Origin of the sequence: Eubacterium ramulus (assembly GCF_045002895.1) — a bacterium.
GTDB lineage: Bacteria > Bacillota > Clostridia > Lachnospirales > Lachnospiraceae > Eubacterium_I > Eubacterium_I ramulus.
Genome location: NZ_CP173382.1, coordinates 1 through 26,077, shown reverse-complemented (window position 1 = coordinate 26,077; position 26,077 = coordinate 1). Strand labels below are relative to the sequence as shown.

General features: G+C 48.5%; 21 protein-coding genes and 2 pseudogenes. 4 read left to right on the top strand and 19 right to left on the bottom strand.

Annotated features, from left to right (window positions below; all coding sequences use genetic code 11):
• Positions 1-18: 18 nt before the first annotated feature.
• The 8 genes and pseudogenes from ACIRUQ_RS00115 to ACIRUQ_RS00080 all read right to left on the bottom strand — a co-directional run bounded on the left by ACIRUQ_RS00115 (position 19) and on the right by ACIRUQ_RS00080 (position 6,692).
• Positions 19-162, bottom strand: a complete 144-nt coding sequence (locus tag ACIRUQ_RS00115) for a hypothetical protein (protein WP_154301464.1) — start codon at positions 160-162, stop codon at positions 19-21.
• Positions 163-423: 261 nt separating this feature from the next.
• Complete coding sequence (locus ACIRUQ_RS00110; RefSeq protein ID WP_055290196.1) at positions 424-720, bottom strand: helix-turn-helix transcriptional regulator; 297 nt, start codon at positions 718-720, stop codon at positions 424-426.
• Between the two features lie 186 nt (positions 721-906).
• Positions 907-1,503, bottom strand: a pseudogene (locus ACIRUQ_RS00105) (ABC transporter ATP-binding protein); the annotation flags it as partial.
• A 43-nt stretch (positions 1,504-1,546) separates the two neighbouring features.
• A complete protein-coding gene (locus ACIRUQ_RS00100; RefSeq protein ID WP_055290197.1) occupies positions 1,547-2,446 on the bottom strand; it encodes a TPR end-of-group domain-containing protein in 900 nt (299 codons plus the stop codon).
• Between the two features lie 368 nt (positions 2,447-2,814).
• Entirely contained in the window at positions 2,815-4,056 is a 1,242-nt protein-coding gene (locus ACIRUQ_RS00095) for a site-specific integrase (RefSeq protein WP_055290199.1), read from the bottom strand.
• Between the two features lie 149 nt (positions 4,057-4,205).
• Entirely contained in the window at positions 4,206-5,426 is a 1,221-nt protein-coding gene (locus ACIRUQ_RS00090; RefSeq protein ID WP_055290200.1) for a site-specific integrase, read from the bottom strand.
• 84 nt (positions 5,427-5,510) lie between these two features.
• On the bottom strand, positions 5,511-5,741 hold the full coding sequence (locus ACIRUQ_RS00085) for a helix-turn-helix domain-containing protein (protein WP_054330194.1): 231 nt from the start codon (positions 5,739-5,741) through the stop codon (positions 5,511-5,513).
• 537 nt (positions 5,742-6,278) lie between these two features.
• Positions 6,279-6,692: a sigma-70 family RNA polymerase sigma factor gene (locus ACIRUQ_RS00080; protein ID WP_055290201.1), complete on the bottom strand. Its 414-nt coding sequence runs from the start codon at positions 6,690-6,692 to the stop codon at positions 6,279-6,281.
• 218 nt (positions 6,693-6,910) lie between these two features.
• Here ACIRUQ_RS00080 and ACIRUQ_RS00075 point away from each other — a divergent pair, with 218 nt between their 5' ends.
• Positions 6,911-7,066, top strand: a complete 156-nt coding sequence (locus ACIRUQ_RS00075; RefSeq protein WP_404856509.1) for a hypothetical protein — start codon at positions 6,911-6,913, stop codon at positions 7,064-7,066.
• Positions 7,067-7,179: 113 nt separating this feature from the next.
• Here the strand turns inward: ACIRUQ_RS00075 and ACIRUQ_RS00070 are convergent, their stop codons facing one another.
• From ACIRUQ_RS00070 to ACIRUQ_RS00050, 5 genes are read right to left on the bottom strand one after another with little or no spacing between them, the layout of a single operon-like run.
• The gene (locus ACIRUQ_RS00070; protein ID WP_055290202.1) at positions 7,180-8,889 is read right to left on the bottom strand and encodes an ABC transporter ATP-binding protein; all 1,710 of its coding nucleotides are present in this window, start codon (positions 8,887-8,889) and stop codon (positions 7,180-7,182) included.
• Positions 8,882-10,645, bottom strand: coding sequence for an ABC transporter ATP-binding protein (locus tag ACIRUQ_RS00065; RefSeq protein WP_055290203.1), 1,764 nt, complete (start codon positions 10,643-10,645; stop codon positions 8,882-8,884). Before ACIRUQ_RS00065 ends, ACIRUQ_RS00070 begins: the two co-directional genes overlap by 8 nt.
• Before the next feature lie 3 nt (positions 10,646-10,648).
• Entirely contained in the window at positions 10,649-12,121 is a 1,473-nt protein-coding gene (locus ACIRUQ_RS00060) for an ABC transporter ATP-binding protein (RefSeq protein WP_055290204.1), read from the bottom strand.
• Entirely contained in the window at positions 12,118-12,843 is a 726-nt protein-coding gene (locus ACIRUQ_RS00055) for an energy-coupling factor transporter transmembrane component T (RefSeq protein ID WP_055290205.1), read from the bottom strand. The genes ACIRUQ_RS00060 and ACIRUQ_RS00055 overlap by 4 nt, the downstream gene beginning before the upstream one ends.
• Positions 12,840-13,451 (bottom strand): MptD family putative ECF transporter S component, encoded by a 612-nt coding sequence (locus tag ACIRUQ_RS00050; RefSeq protein WP_040410810.1) that lies wholly within the window; start codon positions 13,449-13,451, stop codon positions 12,840-12,842. Before ACIRUQ_RS00050 ends, ACIRUQ_RS00055 begins: the two co-directional genes overlap by 4 nt.
• Before the next feature lie 186 nt (positions 13,452-13,637).
• Here ACIRUQ_RS00050 and ACIRUQ_RS00045 point away from each other — a divergent pair, with 186 nt between their 5' ends.
• Complete coding sequence (locus ACIRUQ_RS00045; RefSeq protein ID WP_009272641.1) at positions 13,638-14,606, top strand: AraC family transcriptional regulator; 969 nt, start codon at positions 13,638-13,640, stop codon at positions 14,604-14,606.
• A gap of 246 nt (positions 14,607-14,852) precedes the next feature.
• Positions 14,853-15,302: pseudogene (locus ACIRUQ_RS00040) on the top strand (ATP-binding protein); the annotation flags it as partial.
• Positions 15,303-15,376: 74 nt separating this feature from the next.
• Here the strand turns inward: ACIRUQ_RS00040 and ACIRUQ_RS00035 are convergent.
• From ACIRUQ_RS00035 to ACIRUQ_RS00010, 6 genes are all read right to left on the bottom strand, one after another.
• A complete protein-coding gene (locus ACIRUQ_RS00035) occupies positions 15,377-15,676 on the bottom strand; it encodes a CD1845 family protein (RefSeq protein ID WP_015529856.1) in 300 nt (99 codons plus the stop codon).
• A complete protein-coding gene (locus ACIRUQ_RS00030) occupies positions 15,673-15,975 on the bottom strand; it encodes a hypothetical protein (protein WP_404856508.1) in 303 nt (100 codons plus the stop codon). Before ACIRUQ_RS00030 ends, ACIRUQ_RS00035 begins: the two co-directional genes overlap by 4 nt.
• A gap of 151 nt (positions 15,976-16,126) precedes the next feature.
• On the bottom strand, positions 16,127-16,465 hold the full coding sequence (locus ACIRUQ_RS00025; RefSeq protein WP_015529854.1) for a plasmid mobilization protein: 339 nt from the start codon (positions 16,463-16,465) through the stop codon (positions 16,127-16,129).
• A gap of 2 nt (positions 16,466-16,467) precedes the next feature.
• The gene (locus ACIRUQ_RS00020; protein WP_055290207.1) at positions 16,468-17,286 is read right to left on the bottom strand and encodes a DUF3849 domain-containing protein; all 819 of its coding nucleotides are present in this window, start codon (positions 17,284-17,286) and stop codon (positions 16,468-16,470) included.
• A gap of 1 nt (position 17,287) precedes the next feature.
• On the bottom strand, positions 17,288-23,452 hold the full coding sequence (locus ACIRUQ_RS00015; protein WP_341437820.1) for an SNF2-related protein: 6,165 nt from the start codon (positions 23,450-23,452) through the stop codon (positions 17,288-17,290).
• Positions 23,453-24,948: 1,496 nt separating this feature from the next.
• Positions 24,949-25,305 carry a TnpV protein gene (locus ACIRUQ_RS00010; protein ID WP_242853600.1) on the bottom strand — a complete coding sequence of 119 codons (357 nt, stop codon included), beginning with the start codon at positions 25,303-25,305 and terminating at the stop codon, positions 24,949-24,951.
• Here ACIRUQ_RS00010 and ACIRUQ_RS00005 point away from each other — a divergent pair.
• Positions 25,298-26,059 (top strand): hypothetical protein, encoded by a 762-nt coding sequence (locus tag ACIRUQ_RS00005; protein ID WP_242853601.1) that lies wholly within the window; start codon positions 25,298-25,300, stop codon positions 26,057-26,059. The genes ACIRUQ_RS00010 and ACIRUQ_RS00005 overlap by 8 nt on opposite strands.
• Positions 26,060-26,077: the final 18 nt, after the last annotated feature.

Genomic DNA, 26,077 nt, shown 5'->3' with positions numbered 1-26,077 from the left:
CAAAAGTAAAAGCGAAATTTAGCGCCAGATTCCCCGCCGCTTTCGGATTGTATAATACATACTGTTTTCCATTGCCATAACTTTTTCCAACGGAACACTCTTGAATTGACGATCCAGTTTTTCTTCATCTGCATTACATTTAAGAAATGTTCTAATTCTCAAATTTTCATTTTCCCGTTTTTGTGCGTAAAGCGGACATTCGCAATCCGCTTTCGCTACTTGCTCATGAACGCAGTCGCTTTGCGACCTGTCAGTGGGAGCTTTTAACTCCCACTGACATAAGCATCCCCCGTACCCACCGCTTAGTGCTCTACGCACTTGAAGCTGGGGAATGCTTATTCTGCGTTCAAATTGGACTTTTCGTGGTGGTAACATATACTTTTCCTGCCTCTCATTATATGCTTTCCTAAAAAATCAATATTTTTAATCATGCGTTTTAATATTTATAAAATTCAACAACAGTGTAATGATACAAAACATAATTACTACTGCTGATAGCACATTAATTGTATCATAGATTGCTGACCAATTACCAGTATACGCCAGATTTTTTATATCCAAGAACTGTATCCATACAGACAAAAATGCGAATCCAACACCACGCTCCCAGCGGGATACTGCTTTATCTGTCACATGGATTTTCTCTGCCAGATTTGCCTGAGTCATACCAAGTTCTTTTCGACGTGCTGCAATGTAGTTTCCCAATATTTTTGCATCCATATCTGTTCTACCTCTCTGTTACCTTTGATTTTTCCAAAACTTAATCCTTTTTATATTTATCTATTCCGATCTTTGTTTTTTCTAAAGTAACATTTCTATGTAAAAATGGCAATCGACGTTACGTTTACCTCCCAAAAACGTTGACGTTCTTTATCGTTTTACTCTTACAGTCCCGAAAAACGTTCAACACCTTTTTTTCGCCACTTCTAACACATGAGTCGAGAAAAAAATTGCACCGCCCGTATCACAAACCTGCCGCATCATCTCTTTCAGCAAATGGGATGCCTTAGGATCAAGTCCCACAAAAGGCTCATCCATAAGGATCAGCTTCGACTGGTGCAGCCATGCAGAAATAATCGCCAATTTCTGCTTCATGCCGTGGGAATAGGCGGCGATAGGCTGCGCCAGGTCACCGGTCAGTTCAAAAAGGTATCCGTATTTACGGATGCGTGTCTGTCGGTCTGTGGCACTGACGCCAAAAATATCCGCAATGAAATTCAGATATTTGATTCCTGTCATGTAATCGTACAGGTCGGGATTATCAGGGATGTAGGCAAAGCTGCGCTTACACTCCAGCGGCTGTGTCCGGATGGATTTGCCGTCAATATAAATTTCTCCGGCGTCAAACTGCAAAATTCCTGCCGCAGATTTCGGGGTTGTCGTCTTGCCTGCAGCGTTATGACCGATAAAGCCATAGATTTCACCGGGGACAATGTGCAGATTTAAATCGTCTACAGCCTTTTTGTCCCCATAATTTTTTGACAAATGTTCTATTTTTAGCATATTTTTCCTCACGAAGCCAATTCTTGAGTACTGAATAGTCATCCTACAAGTGGTACATCTTCTCTGGAAATTGATGCCGATTATTTGCCTGAATTGTAAATGTCACCTTTAAGCCTGCATTTTTCCCTTCGGCATATAGCTTTTTTGCCAGTGGAAGACAATCTTCATCCTCAGAACCACAATAAATCCGAAGTTCAATATTCTTTTGCGAAATGGCACGAACAAGAGCTTCTGTATGTTCCTGCAGAACCGGAATCCACGGACTTTGCAAAATCAATAAATCACAACTCGCTGATGTAAATGCAATAGCGCGCAAAAGCATATCACACCCGGCAGAAAAACCACCACAGGCAATTTTGTGATATCCCTCCTTCTGCACCTTTTCCATGGAATGTGCCACCGGCAAATAGGAAGTCATATCATAGCTCCACCGGTAGGTGCCATATCCGTCTGGCTCAGCGCTTTGTACCGTTTCAATCTGCCACTCGGCACTTTTTCCAACGATGGGTTCCCAATCAGTTCGCGCAATTTGACCATTCTGTGTGTTGCCATGAATAGCCAGAAAAAGGTTATCCGCCGTTTTCTTTTTCCATGAAAACAGCACTTTTGATTTGGACGCAGCTTGCACATAGCGCTCATTCGAAATTGTTTTCAGCAAAAGAAACTCCTTATCATTTTTCAGTTCCGTAAGATCATCATCATCCAACACTTCCGGTCGGTACCACCATTTGTTATCACGGATTGCCTTGCGCAGCCATCCCAAAGCCTCCTCTGGCATATTGGCTCCACCTGACAGACAAGCAAGGAAATATAATGTTTGTGGTCCGTAATTCTGCGGGTTTTCCTGATAAGCATTCTGCAAAAAATGATATGCTTCCAGATATTGCCTTTCGGCAATGGCTAATGTGGTTTCTAAAATATCGCTTTCTTTATTCATATTCATTTATTTTCCTCATATTTGGTTTTATGTTTTGATTTAATTTAAGTAGTATTTGGATTTCAGTCAATACTTTATAATTTTGCAATTGACTAAATTGGAACACTTTATAGAATTCAGTCAGTAATTATCAAATTCTAATTGACTGAATTATAAATGCAAGAACTTTCGGTCATGTTTTGACCAAATAGAAGAAAATCCCGGAAGCAAAATACTTCCGGGATATAAATTCTTTTGAAAAATCTCTTCCGAGAAAATTATCTCTTTGAGAACTGTGGTGCACGACGAGCAGATTTGAGACCGTATTAAACATCTCTATGGTGCGTTTTTCCTTGATATTACGGGCTTTTTCGCATTTTCTGTTGTTGGTTGTCCTATTCCTTAACCATAGAAATCGGTGATTTTTCATCGAAATTCTCCTGGTTCAAAGCATCATTCACTACCTCGAAAAGTTCCTCTGGTTTATTATACTTGACCCTCGCGTAAATGTCCATAGTTGTCTTACTATTCTCATGCCCTGCCAGATACTGAACTGTCTTAGGGTCAACGCCCGCATAGAGCAGATTCGTGATGTAGGTATGCCGCAACAAGTGCGGTGTTACATCGAAATTCAGGGTATAGCGAATCTTGGGATTGTTCCTCTGCCTTGTTCCTAATGTCGGCTTGACGGTATATTTAATGCTCTGTCCATTCACATATTTATAGTAGGTTCTCTCTTTTGCAGAACGAACAACTACATACTGCCAAACTCTCGTAAACTGAGAATAGGAAAGCGGCTGTCCTTCACTGTCGGCAATCACATACTCCGATATGGAATTTGCTTTTGCTTCCCGCAGACAGTCCACCAGACACTTCGGAATGGGAATATCCCTTTTAGCTGCCTTTGTCTTTAGGACGGTGGAGATCACCGGCCTGTTATGCTCCGCGCGCCATGCCCGCCGCACAGAAATGTATGGTGTGGATTCATCCAGGAATACACAGTCCCATTGCAATGCAAGAATTTCTTCCCGACGCAAGCCGGAATACAAACCAATCATAATAAAAAGATATGGCGGAAGCTCTTTCACCGTATCCAGCAGAATTGCAACCTGTTGATCTGTTAAGGCGTCTTTCTTTTTCGATGCTTTTCCGCCCTTTGCTGAAATTCCTACACACGGATTATCGGTTATCAGCTGACTGCGCTCTGCCGAATAAAACACACACTTAATCAGCATATTTACCGTATCATACAGTCCTTTCGATTTTTGAGACAGCGGAACAAGCGCCAGACGAATATCATCCGCAGTCACTTCCTCCATATACATATCTCCCAGAGAGTTGATGACATAATTCTTCATATTCTGTCTGTATCCTTTTATAGTGGCCGTAGACACCTTTGCTGACTGCATCAGCAGCCATTTCTCACAATACTCGGCAACCGTCGGATGCTTCCGGCGAAAGATGATTTCCTCCACCTGTCTCCGGCCTTCCAACTGCTTTTCATATAATTCTTCACAGGTGGTCGCATATAAGCTGACCTGCTTTCCATCGGCATCTGTAATTCTGGTTCTGTAATACAGTGTTCCTTTTCTTGTAACCGTTCCGTACTCTGGAACGCTTTGTTTTTTCTTAGCCATACAAATCTTCCTTTCCTGATAATGAGTGTTCTTAAATTCACACCTTCTTTTTATCAGAAAGCACTAACTTAATCAAAGATACGGATTATGAAAAACAAAGAGCGAGACATCCTTGCCTCGCTCCTGCGTTGTTTCCTGCTTTTATAATATTATGCCTGTGCTGCATCCCACTGGGCAAATGCACCACCCATTGTTCTTACCAGCTCATCCGGTCTGTTGTATTTGACCTTTGCGTAAATGTCCATCGTAATTTTACTGCTCTCATGTCCCGCCAGGTATTGAACCGTTTTCGGGTCTACGGACGAATGAATCAGATTCGTAATGTATGTATGCCGCAGCTGGTGCGGCGTCACTTCAAAATCTAAGCTGTAAATCACTTTTCCGTTATGTGCTGCCTTTTCACCGAGGACCGGCGTAACCGTGTGCTTTACACGCTTTCCATCCTCGTAGCGATAATAGAAACGCTCCTTGACAGTTCGGGTCACAATATACTGCCAGAGCCGCTTGAACTGCGTATAGGATAACGGATCACCGTCTCTGTTCGACACTACATATTCTGACTGTGAATTAGCTTTTGTCTCTTTCAGACAGTCCGCCAGGCAAACCGGCAACGGAATATTTCGATGCGCGGCTTTCGTTTTCAGCTCATCCAGAATCACCGGTCTGTTATTTTCCGTGTGCCATGCCCTGCGTACCGTTAAATAAGGGCAATCCACATCCAGATATACAGAATCCCATTTTAGGGCAAGAATTTCTTCTCGCCGCAATCCTGCATACAGCCCTAACATGACAAATACATACGGCGGAAGTCCCTGAATGGCATCCAGCAGTCTGGCGGCCTGTTCATCCGTCAATGCAGCTTTGTCCTTCTGCGGAACGCCTCCACCTTTGGCTGTAAGGTAAATCGTTGGGTTGTTATCAATAATCTTACTTTCCTTTGCTGCACGGAAAATGGATTTATACAGGATAACCACTGACTTATATACCGAAGCGGACTTCTCGGAAACAGGAACAAGTGCAAGCTGAATGTCATCCAGTGTCACATCTGCCATCCGCATCTGTCCCAGTTCTTTTATAATGTGCCGTCTGACCTTTGAGGTATAATCTATCAGCGTGGTTGCCCTCACATGAACCGACTGCATCAAAAGCCATTTTTCACAGTAGTCTGCAACCGTCGGGGATTTCCGACAGAATGTATCGTTGTCGATCTGCTCTAATGCTCCCAACTCTTTATCATATAATTCTTCCGGTGTTCTCGCATAAAGGGCCACCAGTTTTCCATCTGCGTTCTGAACCCGCGTTCTATAATAATCTATGCCGTTAAGCGTAACTGTACCGTATTGTGGAATTGCTCTTTTTCTTTTTGCCAATTCCGCCACCTCCTAAGAATATACTCCAGCGCTGTATCTATGTTTTATCAGACCATTCCGTTTCCAGCAAGGATACGGATCGACTCACACTCCAGCTCTGCGAGGTCTACGATAAGTTGCGTTCTTTTCTGCTGGCTTTGCTCTGTGGGTGCATTTTGCGATATACTCCTGAAGGCCCGCTGAAGTAAAATACACACAGCCATTCTGCACATATTGCACATAAGAAATAAGACCGTTGTTACGGGCCGCGTCCAGGGTTGCAATGCTGATACCTAAAATTTCTGCTGCTTCTTTTCGTGTAATAAGTTTTTCCATAAAGCATATTTCCTCCAATCTGTCAAGTCTGTCATCGTGTTTGTTCAAAGCCACATGAATACGCTGGCAGCCGAAACTGCCAGCGCATGGTATCTGATTTTGAACAGGAAACTGCAAACGCTTCCTATTTATAAAACTCAGCTTTCGTCACATTTGCCACGCCCCCTGACGATGGGAACACAACAGGTCTCCGCTGGCGCGGCTGTCATAACTCCGCAGCATCGTTCGTATCGTGTGCCGCAGGGTTCCCCCCAAGTCTTTGGCGGGCCGTGAGGAAGTATCTTTAAGCCCCCATGCAGTCATCGCGCCGAATCTGCCACAATCCGTTTTATGAAATCGTAGATCGCTCCGAAGCAGTTCTTTCATCACCTCCCTGACTGCTCCATCTTCGCGGCGTTTCACATTCGCTCGTACATGAGTTATGTACCTGTTGTGCTGTCTATTCGATTGTCAATGTACGAATGAAGGAGGAAAACTTGTCCTTCTTATTAACACTGACAAAAAAGACAAAAAACAGGCGCATCAAATGAAATTTTATCAAAAATATTTTACAAGCTGCTTTAATCCACGGCGGATACTGTCTCGGACACGGCTTGGGTCTACACCTTCTACTTCGGCAATTTCATTTACCGTCATTCCCAGATAGTATCGGGCATAAATTCGCTTTGCCTGTTTCTCCGGCAGCTTCATCACAGCGGCATAGACCTGCTCCTGAAACTGTTTTTCCTCCAGAACTATCTCCGGCGTTTGCGGCTTCAACAGCACTGCATTTTCAATGCCATTCTCGCAATCCAGAGAATACTGGGCCTTGTAGCGATACATCTTTCGCTCATACGCAGCCTCCGCACGTTCAGCTGCTCGAATAGTCTCCATTACTTCCTCTGTCACATCTATAAAAAAGTCTGTTGTATAAACATCAGGATAAAGTTCCCGAAGGTTAATTTTCTTCATTATGTACCTCCATTTCGATTCACGGGTGATTGACGGGTGAATCGAATGGAGGCGGGGACCGACACCGGCAGACAATCGGATCATCTCCGAAAAAAAGGCAACAAAAAACGCCAGATTTCCGTAATGGAAAACTGGCGCACCAAGAACAGCCACGATTGTACTTAATTACATAGAACGATAATGCCGATGCAATGCTAAACTTACCCGGAGGAGGAGCAATGCTTTTTTTAACTGATATAGATCATGTGAGCTTTGAAAAAGCAAACGGGACACGGCAAAATAACCTCCAATCGGCTACCGTGTCCCTGCAAGTCGTCATTGGTTTGTGTAAACGCAAAGAAACGGCGGCTCTGATTTCTCAAAACCGCCGTTAGGGTAATAACTTAAATTGAGCGTGCAAAATCACCTGCCCCAGCCAGCGGTTTTTTTCTTTCCCCGTAGTCGGGGCAGGTTCATGCGCTATGCAATTATTCTTCTTTAGCTTCTATCAAGCCGATATTTTTTGCTCTGCGTTCCACATGGCCGCATACTTTCCGCCTTTCGCCAGCAATTCATCGTGAGTACCGGCTTCAGCAATCTTTCCGTCAGATACCACAAGGATCTGATCTGCATTTTTGACGATGGAAAGGGTATGAGCAATCATTACCACAGTCTTTTTCTCTTTCAGCAGATTGGCGATGGCCTGCTTTACTGCCAGCTCGTTCTCGATGTCAAGGGACGCCGTTGCTTCATCCAAAAGCAGGATCGGGCTGTTTTTCAGGATAGCGCGGGCTATTGAAATTCGCTGACGCTCACCGCCAGAGAGAAGATTTCCATTCTCGCCAGTCGGCGTATCGTATCCCTTTTCCATCTTACGGATGAAGCTGTCACAGTTAGCCTCCCGGCAGGCAGCCTCGATTTCCGTGTCCGTAGCATTAGGGCGAGCGTGGCGGATATTATCCCGGATGGTATCATCAAAAAGAAATACGTCCTGGTCTACCATAGAAACTTGTTCCAGTACACGCTCTGCGGCAATATGGTTAATGGGTTTACCGCCAATCGAAATCGTCCCGCTCGTTGCTTCATAATATTTTGCAATCAGGTTCAAAATAGTAGATTTGCCGGAGCCAGAGTCCCCGACAATGGCCGTGAGCTTTTGATCCGGCACCGTAAAAGTAGCGTGTTTCAGTACCGGCTCACCGGGCACATACGAAAAATCTACATTGTCAAAGGTGATTTCATGGGTAGCTGTGTGAAGCGGCTCCATGCTGCCAGTTTCCTCCGGCTCATTCATTACACCCCCAATTTTGTTTTTTGAGATCATCAGGTTCTTATAACTGGTGAGATCTACAAAAATCGAGTTAGCCAACTTTGCACAAAACAGGGGTAACATACAAATCAAAAGGTAGTCTACTGTGTTCAGTGTCCCTGCAATCCAAGGTGCATAGGACAACCAGATAACCAGCGGACAGGACAGCCAACTTAAAATGCCAAAGCCCGCACCAATTGGAAGCACCTTTGCTTCGTATACAAAGCTGATCCGGCAAAACTCCCGCATGGCGTTGATAACGGTTTTGTTCTTCATACCGCCTACACCATAAGCTCGGAAAGTCTGAATACCAGAAACATATTCAACAATGCTGCTGACATTCTCCGCACAAATATCGTTCTTTTCTTTTCCATATTTCCGTACCATGCGGAAAGAAAGCCACAGGCCGGGGATTAAAAGAAGGTCTGCTATCAGCAGGATAATTCCAGCCGGAACATAAAGCGTCATAACAAAGACAATCAACATCAATGACAGGGCAAAATTCTTTGCCAAATCTCCGACTTTATGGGTCAGGATTTTTTCGTAGTTGTTTACATCGCTTGTGATGGTGTTGATATAATCGCCGGTCTGCCCCTGTGTAAATCGGGACAGTGGGATGCGCTTCAAATGGTCACCCATAAAAAGCCGAATATTCTTACTAACCTCCGCACCGCCAATCTGCGCTTTAGTATAACCGTAGCTGTAAATCAGGATACGGAGAAGAAAAACCACTGCAATAATACCGGTCAGAGCCAGAACGCGGTTCATGTCAAATTGACCCGACCACAAAAACTGCATAACAGAGTAAAGCAGCATAAACAGGCTGCCGGAGAGAAGTCCTTCCAGAACGGTTCCGCCGACACCAATATAGAAATTGCGGTTTTTTTTCAATACATCATGCTCATTCATGCTGCTCGCCTCCCTCCAACTGATAAGTGATATTCCGGGCTGTCTCGTAGTCTTTCCACGCATTTCGATAGTAGGCGTTGTTCTTCCGAACTTCCTCATGGGTGCCAACGCTGGTAATTGTATGATTTTCCACCACAGCAACCCGGTTGCACATTTTCAAAGCACTCAAACGGTGTGCTACTACAATGACTGTTTTGCCTTTGCATAGATTTTGAATAGCTTTATCAATCTCCATCTGATTTTCCGGGTCAGAGGCACTTGTGGCCTCGTCCAAAATTAAGATAGGTGCATTTTTCAGAATTGCGCGGGCAATCGCAATCCGCTGTTTTTCACCGCCGGAGAAGCGAGAGCCAAAGCTGCCTACTTTCGTGTCATATCCATCTGGCAAGGACATGATAAAATCGTCAATCTGCGCCTCTTTTGCAGCAGCCCGCACTTCTTCCAGAGTGGCGTTGCTGCCCATTCGGATATTTTCTAAAACGCTGTCACGGGTCAGGAATGTCTTTTGAAATACGATGGCTACATTTTTCAGAATGGTATCGTAGTCAAGCTCCTTGACATTTTTTCCACCAATCAGCACTTCGCCCTCCTGCACATCATAGAAGCGGGAGATCAGTTCAATCACAGTGCTTTTGCCGGCACCAGACTGTCCCACAAGAGCCACGCGTTCCCCGTCATTGATTTTGAGGTTGACGCCTTGCAGTACATCGGTCTTGCCGTCATAGGAAAATCGGACATTGCGAAGTTCAATATCGTGATTTTGGGGAAAGTCCGTTCCACCCTCATAAATCGGAATATCCAGGATTTCTTTGGTCTTGGTAACAGCGTTCAGTACATTAGCAAAATTAGTCCCCAGTTCTTGCAGGGGGCGGATTTCCGTCAGATACATGGAACCTACATAGACGAACAGCAAAAATGCGCTGGCCGCCAGTGAGCCTTTGAGGAAAAACATTCCGCCGATTGGAACCATCAGCAACATCCCACATTCGATGATAACAACAAAGGCCGCATAAGGTGGCCCCATGCGCCGGGAAGTTTCATTCCACATGGCGTTTTCTTCCTGGATAGCGTCTGAAAACTTTTGAAACGATTTGCTCCCCATGTTATAGGCTTTAATCAATTTCATACCGCTGATGTACTCAATCATAACCGAGTTCAGTGTGGTAATGGAGCGATTGGCCCGTTCCATCAGGTCATCCGTGTTGCGGAACATCATCCCCATTACAACAACAGCAAGGATCAGCGGAACCAGGGAAATCAATGCCAGAGGAATATTGACGGTCATCAGGTAAATAAAGATGACTACCGGCCCAACCAGATAGCACACAAGGTCAGGAAGGTTATGAGCCAGGAACAACTCCAGCTTTTCAATATCTTCATTCAGAACCGTTTTTATATCCCCGGTGCGCCGTTCATTCAAGGCCCCCAAAGGCGCTCTGGCCATGTGTTCCGCAACCATGCAGCGCACTTTAAACAGTGCGCCGTATGCGCCTTTATGGGCTGCCACGCCGGAACAGCCGAATAATGCAAAACGCAGGGTAACAGCGGCGGCAATCATTGCCACAGTCTGTACCACAAGTTCTTTTGTGCAGGCATTGTTAAATGTGGCATCCATCAGCCTGTAAATCCAAATATACGGAACAATAATGCAAAGCCCACTGCACATGGACAGCAGGATTGCCAGGAACAGCCAGATTTTCTGGCCTCCGGCCCAATGGAGCAGCAGTGCTACTCTGTTTTCTTTTTTCTGCTTCATAGACTACCTCTCCTTTCCATCTGAAACAGAGAACAGCTCTTTCAATTTCGGGAGGGCATCCATTGTAACTGGTACATCATCGGGCATTTCTCCCTCGTCAAAATGCAGGACACGTGAGCAGGTACGGCAGACAAATTCAAAATCGTGTGTGACAATGAAAATGACTTTTCCCATATTGGATAATCGCCGGATCAATCCTGCAACCTGCGTCATACTGTCAAAGTCAAGGCCGCTGGTCGGTTCATCAAATACAAGCAAGTCTTTCCCACAAATCATGCTGACAGCTACAGCTACTCGTTGCTTTTGACCGCCGGAAAGCGTGTTTGGATGTTGTTCTCGATATGGGGAAAGTCCCAGTTCTTCCAAAGTTGCATTTACCAGCGTTTGGTCTGGATTTCGGATGCCAAAGGAACATTCTGCTTCTACGCTGTCAGCGAAAAGCTCATAGTTCACATCCTGCATGACCATATAAGAGCGTTGCAGCCTTTCCTTACGCTCAATCGGCTTGCTTTCCCACAAAAATTGTCCATCGCAGTCTTTGTGAAGCCCACAGAGAGCGCGAGAAAATGTAGTCTTTCCGGCTCCATTGTGGCCGACCACGCCAATCACTTCACCCTTTCCTGCGGATAAGCCAATATCATGCAAAATGGTTCGCTTCTTGTAACGGAGCGTCACATTCCGTAGCTCTAATACCGGGATAGGGGCAATCGAGTGGGGTTTAGGTGGGAACACCGCCCGAAGATCAACTGCCCTCAGGCCCATGCGTTCACGCTCCTGTTCCGACAGCTGTCGAAATTCTTCCGGGGTATAAATCCCTTTGATTTCTCCTTTTTCCAGATAAACAATTCGGTCGGCCAGTTCCATCAGGTAGTACAGCCGGTGTTCTGCTATCAAAACCGTTTTGCCCTGCTTTTTTATCAGCCGCAAATGCTCTCTCAACTCCTGAATGGAAGCCATATCCAAATTGGAGGACGGTTCATCCAGCAAATAAATCTGTGGGTTCATGGCATAAACAGAAGCGAAGGCGATTTTCTGCTTTTCACCGCCGGACAACTCAAAAATATTCCGGTTCCGCAGCTTTTGAATACGCAGATCGTCGGCTGTCTGTTCCACTCGCTCTATCAGCTCTTGTGGAGGACGAGCCTCGTTCTCAATGCCAAAGGCGATCTCGCTGTCTGTGTCCACATTGAAAAACTGTGTCCGTGGATTTTGGAAAACGGAGCCGACCTTAGCGGCAATCTGATACATAGGGATATTGCTGATTTCCTGACCATCTACCAGCACACGGCCATGAAGTTCCCCTTGATAAAATTGAGGAATTAAGCCGTTCACCAGCCGTGTGATCGTTGTCTTTCCGCACCCACTGCGGCCACAGAACAGGACACATTCTCCGTCCGAAATTTTCAAATTGATGTCATGCAGCCCGCCATGTTCCTGTCCTGTATAGGAAAACGATACATTTTCAAACTCAATCAACCGATCACACCTCCCCGCACACATAATTCAAAAATCAGATAAGCTACGGCAACGGCCATGACGCCCCAATCGGCAGCTCCGCATTTTATCTGGACAAGGCAGGTGCGTGGATTGGGATTTTCAATTCCACGGGTGACAGAAGCAACAGAAAGATCATCCGCTGCTTTTGAAGCTGCCATCAACAAAGGCACATAAATACACTCAACTGTCATGCCCGGATGTGCTAAAAAGCTCGCCAGAGAAGGTGAAACATCTCTCATCCGCATAGCGTCCTTGATATAGCGCCAGTCCTCTTGAATAGTTGGAATGTACCGTAGCATAACTGCCATAGGAATTACTAACTTTTTGGGTGCGTGGACACGGTTCATAGCAGACAGGAACTCATTGACTTTTGTAGTAGTCAGAACAATCCCGGCCAAGGTTCCGCACGCATATACCTTATGAAACAATCCTAAAAAGGCAATAAACATTGTCCGCAGCGTGCCTGTCATTTCTGCCATGATCCAAACTGTCAGGGCACAGATGACCGCATAAAAGCATACAGCCTTAATGACATATTTCCACTTTCCAAAGAAAGCCCCCAATACCGCAATCAGCATAACAAGGACAAATTGATATGCAAGTGAAGGAGCAAACATGGACGATAAAACACACATAAGAATAAGAAAGAGCTTGGCCCGTGGGTCGAGCCAAAGCCCTTTCTTATGGCGTTCACCGCTCATGCCGTGATACCCGCCTTTTCAAACTGCTTTTTCAGCATTTTGCAGCCTACAAAGGCGCTGATCGCAGATGTAATGATAGCAGCGGCAAACATGGCAATCAGAATGCCGGTGTTAGCGGTTGCCTGCATGGTGTCGATGTAGCTCTGTTCGGTTCCATTACCCAGCATTGTCTGCGCCCAGCCGTTGGGGTCAGCAAAGAAAACGATATACGATCCAGTGCCGCCGAGAGAGAACAGGATATAAGACAGGCTGTTGAGTTTTTTGCTTTTGTACTGCCCTGCACCAGCAACAAAGTCCGCGACAATCGCCATGATCAGATAGCCCAATGCAAAAGCCCAGTGCATACCGGTCACGAACCAAATAATACCCATGATAACGCCCATTATAGAAAGGCTCCAACGCTTATGTACTTTTGCAATCAGCAAAAGATAAATGGGGCCAGCAAGCAGCCCACCTCCTGCCGGCATGAAAAAAGTAAGTACAGGATTCGTTGCAAAAAAGACACCGCCCACCAATACAAAAACAAATAACAGTGCAGTAAAAATACCTGTTGTTACAAGGTCTTTCACTGTCAGACCTTTGTTCATAGAATTTACTTGATTACTCATTTTGACCTCCTACCTTTCATTGTCTTGACTCGACAAGTGGTTTGTGATATTCTTCGGTTAGATAGTTCTAACCACTGTCTAATACAATACGCATTTATCGAACAACATTCAATAGGTCCCGGCGATGTTCGTCTGTTCCTTTCAAAAGTTCGTCTAATCGTTGCAAAAAGGAGGCGGTCTGTTTTCATGTCTGAAATTATTGACCAGTTTTATACACCGTTGCTGATTGAACACGGTTTTATCCATGACCCAGACAACCAGCAATATGGGGCATTAGGTGACTGCTGGAAACTTTCTCCCGAAGTTGGAGAAGGCTCCTACTGGACTTATGGACAGAAAGACCTATATGATATTAAAATCCACAACTTTTCCTTCCACGAAGATTTCATGTTGGAATGTTCCCTGCCGGAATGTCTGAGTATCACTCGGTATGACTCTATTTCCGGGGAGGAATTATCTCCATACCGTAGGCTGTCTGCCGGTTGTATCAAAACATTTATTGGAGGCTACGCTCCATACAAGGCTTTGATACATAAAAATATTCCAATCCGTTCGGTTGGGATTGAGATTGCACCGGCATATTATGAGGACTACCTGAAAAAACTGTACCCAGAGGCACAGATCAATCCTGTGGATGCATTTCGGAAGATCGACCAAACTTCCGACTTTCCAGAAATGTCACGGTTACTCACAGAAATCAAAGACTATCGCGGGGAAGGGATTGCCGCAAAACTTTTTTATGAGGGTAAAGTCGCAGAAGCTGTTTCAATGGTGGTGGAATATCAGAAGAAGCATCCTGATAAACCAGCCCATAAGCTCTCTCAACAGGATATTGAAAATCTCCAAATAGTTGCCGCTTATCTTAGCGATCACTATGCTTTTGATATTCCTCTGGAACGGCTAACACAGATTGCCTGCATGGGAACAACAAAGCTCAAAAGCTGTTTTAAGAAATACTACGACTGCACCATCACGGAATATGTTCAACAGCGGCGCATGAGCCAAGCAGAATATCTGCTGGCATATACAGAGCTGACAGTCGGGCAAGTTGCCCAAACAGTAGGCTATTCCACTTCAAGCCGATTTGCAGAATTATTCCGAAAAAGCACGGGATTGTTGCCATTAGAGTACAGAAAAAACGCACAGCGAAAATAAAATGAGCGCCAGAGGGAACTCTGGCGCTCGTAATTTTTTTCAGCCACATCCTCGCCACATTTGATTAGGTAAAACATCTACGGAATGCGCCATCAAATATCTCCCTGCACTTTGCGTTTGTCACTAAGATAGTGTAACTTCATCTGAACAGGAGTTTTTCATCCACATAATAAGCATAATCATACCTCTTATGTACCTGTTGTGCTGTCTATTCGATTGTCAATGTACGAATGAAGGAGGAAAACTTCCATGCGACGAAACCCTGTGATTGCTGACCTGTTCCACCGCATGAAGTATATGGAACGCCGTGGAAGTGGCCTACGCAAAATCGTCAGTGAAACTGAAAAGCTGCCTGGATACACAGCGGCATATAAGCCTGAATTTTCCTCAACAGCGACAGATTTCAGAGTCATCTTGAAAAATGTAAACTACAACTTAGAGGATGACACCCACCAAGTTATCCACCAAGTTACCCACCAAGTTATTGAACTATCAACGGTATCCAAACAGATTTTGGCTTTTTGCACAACACCAAAATCCAAGAAAGAGCTTGCAGTATTTTGCGGCTTCAAAGATTTAAGAAACTTCACTTTGAAACATATCAATCCGCTTTTAGAATCCGGGCAATTAGAAATGACTATTCCCGATAAACCTAAAAGTCGCAATCAAAAATATATTACAGTTCGTTCCGAATAAACAGAGAAGCAGGGCATTGGGTCTCATCTCCCATTGTCCTGCTTCTTTTTCATTCCAAATTATATTCACATCATTTACCCATACACCCAATCCTGTATCGCAAATTTCAAACTCTGCACCTTTCCCAGCAGCCAGATCGCAGCCAGCGGCAGCCCCATCGGGCTAATCAAAAATGCCATAACCAGCAAAATCACACCATTCTGCGGGGAATAGGTAATCAGCACAGCCACGCCAAGCAGAGCAATTACCGTGCTTAGTAGACCAAGCACCAGACCGGATATGTAGATCAGCCCCGTGCAGAGCCAGACAAAAAGCGTCAACACCAAAATGACCGGTGCAGTTACGATCATCAGCAGACATTTCAAAATCTTCATTTCTGTTCCTCCTTCCAACGCTCCAGATACTGTTTGCATAGGGCATCCGCTTCTCTCTCATCATCTTCCGTCACTTCCCGTTTTCCTTTGGTCAGTTCAATCTCCAGATAAGTCCGGTAATCATCGGCTAAGAGGTCGAACAGTTCCTTGGGAGTATAGCACACCTCGCCAGAGCGATAGTGAAAATCTTGGTCAAATTCAACTCTTACACATCCATGGCGGCTGATATAAACTTCTATGGTCTCGTCTGCGGTTAGGTAATCCGCAAAAATCTCCAGCACCTTTTCAAAGGTCAGCATCTGTTTTCACTCCTTTGCTACGCTTCTTATTCTACTCATATTATCCGGTACGGACAGGCAAAAGACAAGGATACAGACAAAAAGAAAAAGCGGAGGAAGGTGCGGCGAAGAAACGCCGTTCCTCCCTCCGCAAATGGAGTATCTATCCCTGTTATGAAAGTTTGGAGAGTTGGGTAAGGATTTCCTTCACACCCTCCCACAGTTGTTCCTGCCGCTGGGATATATCCTCCAAGTCAGCATTATAAACCCGCCCGGTCTCATGCACTTTGCGGGTCAGCTGGTTCAAGTTGTTGCTGCTTCGGCGCATCAGGGAGACCAACTCCTTCATCTCTGGCAGTTCCAGCTTGACTACATAACCATCCAGCGCCATTTTCCGCAGATAAGCGCTCAAATTCTCTGTCCCGTATTGCTGCATCTTTTGATGGATCAGTTCCAGTTCTTCTGCGGACACCCAAAACAAAACCGGCACATCCCGCTTGCGCTTTGCCATGGTTATCGCTCCGGCTCCCGTTTTTTCGGGGCGGCAGACTTATGGGCGGGCAGCTCCTGTTTGAGCTTATCCCGTACTGAGGGACGGGACGGTTCCAGTTTTTCTCTCTGGGTACGGCTGCGCTGCTGTTCCTCACGCACCAGATCAATAAAACCATCCAGCACAGCAGGGTGGCTGTTTAAGGCATAACCACAACGGACGGTTTCGGGATTATCGTTGGGAATGGTCTTGGCCCATTCTTTGTTGCGTCGGGAGTAACGCCCATCCCAGTCCTGAAGCTGGACCGTGTTAGACAGAACCATGGACACACGCTCCATGCCATAGGTCTCGATCACACCCTTTGCCGCATCGTGGCTGAGATACATTCCGTCGAAGTGCTCCCGCACCGCCGCTTCAATAGACTCCTTGCATTGGCGATTTACATTGTTGGAAGCTCGGTACTGCTCCAGCTCCCCATGTTCTCTCGCATAGGCAGCTGAATGGGGATAGATCGGTGTTGTTCGCAGTTCCTCTTTAGCTCTGCACACATCGTCGGCACGGTTCTCAATACTGTCCCGGATCACATCCATATAGCCGGTCTCCAGCTTTTCAAAATAGCGGTACACATCCGCCAATGGAGATGGAGATTCCAAAAGTGCCTTGGCCTGGACGTCGGTCAGCTCCAGCTCCTCCAGCGCCATCACAATATCCTCACGGACAGTATATTCATAGGTGTGGTGCAGGATTTCTTCCGGGGGCTGGCTTTTCAGCCAGTCCCGGAACTTATCCTGTTCGGCAGCCATCTTTTCATAAAGGGCTGCATTCAGATCGTTAGTATTCATGTTATCGCACCTCCTCATGCTGTTTTGGTTTCTTGTCTGTACTGTGGGGTTGCACCGGGCGTTTTAGGTTATCCAGCACCGAAGGCCGTGTGCTTTTGGCAACAACAGCCTCGGTGTGTGCCTGCCCCTTTCCGTCGATGTTGAGCAGGGTATCCAACTCCACCAGACGGGCATTTTTGCTTCGCAGTTCTTCTTCATAAAGGAATGGCTTTCCGGCTTCCTCCTTTGCCGCAGCCTGCTGCTGATAGAGGTTATCCAGCTGGGCCTTTGCCGCCTCCAGACGCTGGGACATCTGGGCGAGGGCATTGTCGATACGGGTAAGATTTCCGCGAGGGTCTGTACCAAGGGTTGCCCGGTGGGTCATCTGTCCTTTCAGCAGGAGCGTATATTCCTGTTTCCATGCGGAAAATTCCACGGACATGGCATAACCCCGGTAGCTGCCGATCTGCACCGGATCGGAGGTTTTGACCTCCTTGCAGGCATCCAAAAGGGCTGCACCGGCGTTCTCCTTATCGGTCAGCAGGTCTCCACGAATCTCCATACCAGCAAAACCGTCCTCTGGGTGCGGGTGAGCTGCCAAAACCTCCAGGTCAGATTCAAAGCCCTTGATAAAGCCCTTGTGCTTTTCAACCTCCTCCGGGAAGTATTTGAGCAGCTGGTCCTCCAGACGATATTGCTTGCTCTGGTGGTCGGCTTTCATCAGTTTCAGGCGGGATACCTCCACATCCAAATCCATACGCTCCTTGATACGGGGGTCTCCGGCACACAAAGCCTTGATCTCGGCAAAGGAAAGCGCCGTTTCATCCACATCATCGCAGGAGCGCACCGGCGATTTAGAAGTCATGATCTGGGAAATGAATTTCTGCTTATTCTCCACCGTCTGCCAAAGGTATGCGTCAAAGGTTCCTTCGGTCACATAGCGGTACACATGAACAAGGGGGTTCTGGTTGCCCTGACGCTCGATACGCCCCTTGCGCTGGGCGAGGTCTCCGGGTCTCCACGGACAATCCAGATCATGAAGTGCCACCAGACGGTCCTGCACATTGGTGCCTGCGCCCATCTTGGCGGTGCTGCCCAAAAGGACACGAACCTGACCGGTACGGACTTTAGAGAACAGCTCCTTTTTCCGCACTTCGGTATTGGCTTCATGGATAAAAGCGATCTGGTCGGCAGGCATTCCCTGAGCAATGAGTTTCTGACGAATATCGTCATATACCGTAAAGACCGGTTCCTGCTCCGGCAGAGGCACAGCGTCTTCCAATGCGTGAAGCAGTGGATTATCCAGCGTTTTCGCCGCCTTGCTTGCAGGAGCTTTGGCCTGTGGTGTAGAAATGTCGCAGAACACCAGCTGGGTCAGCTTGTCAGCTTTGCCGTCCCGCCAGATCTGCATGATGTTGTCCACACACTGATTGACCTTTGTTCCGGGTTCATCCGGTAGCATCTGGTTGACGATTCTCTGGTCAAGCCCCAGCTTACGGCCATCCGAGGTAATCTTGAGCATATTGTCCTGGGACGGGTCAACGGTTCCGCTGTGTACCAGCGATGCGCGCTCGGAAAGAGCCTTGACCATTTCCTTCTGATGTCCGGTAGGCTGCGCCACGATATTGTGGTACTCCACTTCCGGGGTAGGAAGATTCAACTGGTCGGCAGTCTTGATGTCCGCCACTTCTTTGAACAGGTTCATCAGCTCCGGCAGGTTAAAGAACTTGCTGAATCTCGTTCTTGCCCGGTATCCGGTGCCCTCCGGTGCCAGCTCCAACGCTGTGACGGTCTCCCCAAATCGGGAAGCCCAGCAGTCGAAGTGGGTCATGTTCAGTTCTTGCAGGCGTTCATACTGAAGATAACGCTGCATGGTGTAAAGCTCGGTCATGGAGTTGCTGACCGGGGTGCCGGTGGCAAAAATCACGCCACGGTTTCCGGTGATCTCATCCATATAGCGGCACTTGGCAAACATATCGGAGGATTTCTGCGCGTCCGATGTGGAAAGACCAGCCACATTCCGCATTTTTGTGTATAGAAACAGGTTTTTATAGTTGTGAGCCTCGTCCACAAACAAACGGTCCACACCCAGCTGCTCGAAGGTTACCACATCGTCTTTTCGCCCTTCGGCTTGCAGCTTTTCCAGTCTGGCTTCTAGAGACTTTCTGGTACGCTCCAGCTGCTTGACGGTAAAACGCTCGCCGCCGCTGGCCTGTACCTCTGTAATCCCCTCGGTGATCTCGTCGATCTGCTCATAGAGAAGCCGTTCCTGACGCTCCCGGCTGATGGGGATACGCTCAAACTGACTGTGTCCCATGATAATGGCATCATAATCACCCGTCGCAATACGAGCGCAGAACTTTTTGCGGTTATGGGTCTCAAAGTCCTTTTTTGTGGTGACTAAGATATTGGCGGAGGGATAGAGACGCAGAAACTCCGATGCCCACTGCTCGGTCAGGTGATTTGGAACCACAAAGAGAGACTTCTGGCACAGTCCCAGGCGTTTGGCTTCCATCGAAGCAGCTACCATTTCAAAAGTTTTGCCTGCGCCTACTTCATGTGCCAACAGAGTATTTCCTCCATACAGCACATGGGCAATGGCGCTTTTCTGGTGTTCTCGCAGGGTAATGGCCGGGTTCATCCCTCCAAAAGTGATGTGGCTGCCATCATACTCGCGGGGACGGGCAGAGTTCATTTCTTCGTTGTACTGGCGCACCAAAGTCTGGCGGCGCTCCGGGTCTCTCCAGATCCAGTCCCTAAAGGCTTCCCGGATAGCTTGCTGTTTTTGGGCAGCCAGGGTGGTCTCCTTGGCGTTCAGCACGCGGCGCTCTTTTCCGTCTGCGTCCTCTATGGTGTCGTAGATACGGACATCCCGCAGGTTCAGGCTGTCCTCCAAAATCTTGTAGGCATTGGCACGGCTGGTTCCGTAGGTGGTGTAGGCTGCCACATCGTTGTAGGATACGGAAGATTTCCCCTTGATCTGCCATTCAGCGGTAAAGGACGAATAGTTGACCTCGATACTGCGTTGGAGATAAAACGGGGTATTAAAGGTCTCATACATAAACTGCTGGATATATTCCTTGTCAATCCAGGTAGCGCCCAGACGCACCTCGATCTCCGACGCATCTAGGTCTTTGGGCTGGGCGGCGGTAAGAGCTTCCACATTGACTGCATAAACCGGGTCCTGCTGTGCGGCCCGCTGCGCCTGACGCAGTTTGCGGCGTACATTGCCAGAGAGGTATTCATCAGCAGTCACATAATGGGGCGTTCCGTCCTGCTCCAACTGTCCCGGTACACGGAAAATTACGCCTTGCAGCTCTCCGGCCAGTTCTTCTTTTGTTTTTCCGGTAAGCTGGCTCATATAGTCCATATCCACGCAGGCTTTTTCCGAGATAGACACCGCCAGTGCTTCACTTGCCGTATCCACCACAGCCACCGCCTGATGGGGCTTGATGGTCCGTTTGGTGAACATATCTGCCTTACGTTCCAGTTTCCCATCCTCGTCGATGACTTCCAGCGCACAGAGCAGGTAATAGGAAGAATCGTCTGCATAGGCCAGTCGGTTTGCACGGTCATTGATGAGACCGTATTTTGCAGAAAAGCTGTCATAGAGGCTGTTCAGTTCCGCCTGCTTTTGGGTAATGGTGCTGTCCGGAACCGCTGCATCCATCTGAAGGTCGATCAGTTCCTGCACACAATCACGCAGTCCCACAAGACCTTTTACGCGGGCTTCGGCGGTGGCGTTGAGGTCAGGGCGCACCATACGGCTGTTTTCCCGGTAGTACACCTGCCCGTCTACAATGGCATAGGAATAGTTCTTCACATTGGGGTCGGCAGGAATGGAGGTGTCAATAGCTTCGCCTTCGCCCAGCTCCGGCAGCTCTGCCTCCTGATAAGTGCCATGAATATACTTCACCGCATCATGCAGCTGGTCGGAAAGCTCCAGTCCCTCGATAGGGTTCACGGTGTAGTCCATACCATGAGCAGTGCTTACCGGCTCCTGTCTGCCCAGCACCATTTCCGGGTGGTCGATAAAATACCGGTTGATGGCAAATCCGTCCTCCGTCTGTCCGGTTTGAGTCCATTCCGGCACGATGTCCAGCGGGCGGTCCCGCTTTTGGAGGAAGATGATGTCCGATACCACCTCGGCACCGGCATTTTTTTTGAACGCCTCATTAGGCAGACGGATAGCTCCCAGCAGCTCGGCACGCTGGGCAAGATAGCGGCGCACGGTGGAATCCTTGGCGTCCATCGTATAGCGGGAGGTTACAAAAGCCACCACGCCGCCGGGACGCACCTGGTCCAGTGCTTTGGCGAAAAAGTAGTTGTGAATACTGAAATTCAGCTTGTTGTAGGCTTTGTCATTGACCTGATACTGACCGAAAGGCACATTGCCGATGGCAAGGTCAAAAAAGTCACGCCTGTCGGTGGTCTCAAAGCCGCCTACTGTGATGTCCGCCTTGGGATAGAGCTGCTTTGCGATACGCCCGGAAACCGGGTCCAGCTCCACACCGTACAGACGGCTGTTTCTCATTTCCTCCGGCAGCATCCCGAAGAAGTTGCCCACACCCATAGACGGTTCCAGAATATTTCCGGTCTCAAAGCCCATGCGCCCCACCGCTTCATAGATGGCCTGGATAACCGTAGGGCTGGTGTAGTGGGCGTTCAGGGTGGAGCTTCTGGCGGCTGCATACTCCTCCGGGGTCAGCAGCTCTTTCAGCTGGGCATACTCGGAAGCCCATGCTGATTTCTCCGGGTCAAAGGCATCGGCAAGACCGCCCCAGCTCACATAGCGGGATAGGACTTCCTGCTGTTCAGGGCTTGCCTGCTGTCCGGCAGCTTCCAGATTTTTCAGCAAACGAATGGCATTGACATTTGCCTGGAACTTGGCTTTCGGACCGCCTTCACCCAAATGCTCATCGGTAATGCGGAAGTTTTTTGCATTGCGGCGCAGGTTAGCCTTGTATTCCTCATAGGAGGCTTCCTCGGCAGCTTTGGCATTGGGGAAGGTCTGCCACTGGCCATTAACCTGGATGGAAACCGGGTGTTCGTCCAGCACTTCCTCAAAGGTTTTCTCCGGCTCTGTCACAGGGGCTGGCGGCTCCGGCTCATTGGTTCGCAGGGTCTGGACAACCACATCATAGGGCAGATTGTTCTTATCGCCCGGATAAACGGCTACGGTCTCGGAATGGAAGGCCGGGGCTTCGGCAGCCGGTTCGGGCTGTTCCTGTCCAAAGCCATCCAGCTGACGGGCATACATCCCGCGCAGCAAAGGCGCAACCTCATCCCAGCGGAAATACAGCATAGCCAGACGCTTTTCCTCTGCATCCATGACTTCCAGTTCTATGCCCTGTGCCGTGGTACGGTAATCGGCAATATCGCCGGTCTCCAGATTCAGTGTCTCAATCTCACTGGAATAGGCTCTGCTCAGCCAGTAGGCGATCTCGCTGTTGCTCCTGCCGGATTGCAGCAGCGTGAAAATCTGCTTTTTATCCGCTTCATCCATCAGTCCATGAGCCAATACATCCCGCAAGTCCTGATCTGCCTTGTCCGGGTCAGTAGGAAGAAACTCGGTATAGTAAGCATTGCGGCGGTCTGCCCGAAGCAGCTGCTCGAACTGTTCTTTGCGCTCTGCCCGGTAGATGGGATATACCATCCCGGTGGGCAGAAGCTGTACGGTGTCCTCCCGCAGCTCGGTGATCTGATAGGCGTCATCCTCGATATACACGGTATCGCCCACGGCATAGACCGGGGCGGCAGGGTCATAAGAAGTTCTTTGCGGAGTTGGGCGGCGAACTGCATCATATTCCTCATCGGAAATGGAAACTTCGGAAGTCTGCTCTGTCTCGGCATCTGCGATCTGCTCTGCATCTGACATCACCTGTTGGATAAACGGGGCATTGTCCAGTTTTTCCGGGTCTGTCACCTGTCCGTTGACGATCCCTCTTTCTTCCAGAGCTTCCCGGATGGCGATTGGGTCGATGTCGTCAAAACGGTTCTGTTCTTCTTCGGTATAGAACCGGTCCTCCTGAATGAGCTGGGCAATCCGGCGCTGTACCTTCGGCCAGGGCAGCTGCGTTTCCTCCGGGCTGCCGGCACGGACAACAAACAGGCTGTTGCTGTTACTGCCGCCGTATTCCTGAGCCAGCCATGCGGCGGTATCTTTTTCTCTTGCATGGTCTTTCATATAGCGGATAACAGCGTGTTTACTCTCGATATTGCCGTTCCATGCACAAAGGGCAGTATCAATATCTTCCTGAGAAAGAGGGCGCAGAAGTTCATGGAGCTTTGGATAGGTCTCGTCGATCACTTCCCGGTGTAAACGCTGACGGAACTCCGGCACATCCGAATAGAGTCGGATCAGCTCCATATCCTTAGAACCAAGGACTGCACGGCGCACAGCGGCATTACCCTCGATGACAGCATTTTCACGGTCAGAATGCCCGCAGGCATTGCGGTATGCGGTATCCTCGGAAATGGCGGCAGTCACCACAGGCTTATACTGCTCAAACTGCTCCCCAAGGGTAGGCTTTGGTGTTTCTTCATCCACCTCCGGCTGCTGGGCTTGAATGGCATCTTCTTCGGCCAGTTCCTGTTCAGACTGGATTTTGTCATACTGCGCCTGTTCCTGTTCGGTAAGATAGCGGTCTTTCTGGACAAGTGAGGTAATGCGCTTGGCAACCTTTTCCCAGTTCAAATGAACATCCGGGCAGTCCTGCTTTTTATAGTGCAGTCCTTTCCCATCGTGATCTTCGCCGCTGTGTGTTGCGCCGGACAAGGCATGAGAGCGTCCGCCAATGCCATACTCGTCTTTGAGGAATCTTACTTTCTCCTTATCCGTATGGTTTTCCATGAAGAACGCATAGATACGACCTTTTCCTCCGGCGAAACTGCTTCCGCCGGTCATGGCGGCGTCGATCTCATCCTCGGTAATAAAGTGCTGGACGGTTGGCACTTGGGAAAGCTCTGAAGAAAAGGTCCTGCGGGGCAGGTCAAGGTCCTTCAGGTTCTCCCAGATTTCCCTCGGTCTATGATAGCGAAAACGCAACAGGTCACGGTCCTGCTGATAGGCAGTCCAGAAGGCGGCGTATTCTTCCTTGAGGGTCTGGCGGAAAGCCGGGTCACTCAGCTGCTCCGTCAGGCGGCGGGTCTCCTCTGGGAAACCATTGCCTTTGATCTCTGACAGGCAGGACAAATATCCGGCTTCTCTGGCTTCCTCGCTGAAATCGTGGTACAGATACCAGAGCTTTTCTGAAAGGAGGAAGCGTTCATAGCCTGCCGCTTCTGCAAGCTCCACATTGGAGGCAAACTGGCCGCTCTCCAAAAGCTCCCCGATACGCTCTGCGGCGCTCTCCCAGGAAATGACCTGGGCAGACCTGTCATAACGGACAGGCTTCCCGTGGGAAAGATGGATACCATCCTCGGCATACCATGCACTCACACTGCCAAGGCCGTTGCCACCGTGGTACAGCGTTTTCAGTATCTCGGCAATCTCAGCGGTGGTTTTCTGCTTTTCAAAGGCTGCAACCACACGCTCCCTTTGACGGTCTGTATTGCCGCCCAAACGCAGCACATGGTCGATGTCATTTTGGGCAAAAGAAAAAGCAGAGGATGTATGCGCTACATTCTCTGCCTCATCTATGGATTGGATCTGTTCCGCTTCGGAGAGGAACAGGTTTAGAGTCAGCTGTTGATAAGCTCCGCCATCAGGATTTCCTCGGCCTGGGCTTTGCAGGTGTTCATCAGCCCCACCCACTTCATGGGATCGCTGGCTTTCAGTTCCTCGGTGGCTCCCGCTTCCTTCGCCAGCTGGGGCATCATCTGCTCCAGTCTGCTCTGGGCGGTCTCGTCGATCTCCAGAAGGTGCGGGTACAACTTCTCGTTCAGCAACATCTGGTTGTAGAGGATGGGACGGTGTTCCTTCAGGTAGGTTTTCCTCATCCTTCCGTACTTGCCCAGGGGTTTCTCCGGCTGCTGGCTCAGCTTCAGGTCGGGAATCAGATAGTCTCCGTTCTGGATATAGGTCATTGGATTGTTCATCTTGTTTGCTCCTTTCTTGGTTGGCTTCGCGCTCTGCATTTCGGACGGTAACGCCGATCTGCCGCAGCACCTGCTGGTTGATCTGGCTGACCGCTGTTCCCAGCGCCCCGATGGTGGACGGGGTGTTGAAATCAAAGATTGCCATGAAATCTTCGTGGTCGAAGTAGCGTTCCGGCTCCAGTCCGCAGCGGGACATCAAAGCGTAAGTGATACTGACGGTGGCTGCTGCCTTGAACTGTACTCCGATGTTAAACTCATCATATTCCTCCAAAAAGGAACCGTCAACGATATAGAAGAAGTCCTGCTGATGCTCCGTCCAGTATTCCTCAGCCAGTTTTCCGGCTACCTCGGTGAGCTGTCCGGCAAGGTCATCACCGGAAACATCATAGGTGCGCTCAAGCATGGCCTGCACCGAATCCAAATGGCGCTCCTCCAGCTGCCACAGCCAGGGAGTGCGGGAATGTTCACGGGTTCCGGTGTCGGAAATATCAAAAACATAGCGCAGGCGAGGCCTGTCCCCGGAATCGTCCACCAGAGCAATCCCTTTGGACCCGCGCCTTACATACCGGCCCATCTTTTCATTCCACAAATCGTACTCCGCACAGGCGGTGGCGTCCGGTCGCTGGGCATAGATCATCAGCTGCTCATGGAACGGGTACTTGTAAAGGCGGGCTGCCGTAGTAAGGAACCCTGCCCATTCCTGCCAGCTTCCAGTGAGTTGCGTTGCCACTTTCTCCGCCATCTGTGCATATAGTTCAGCTTTGGTTGGCAT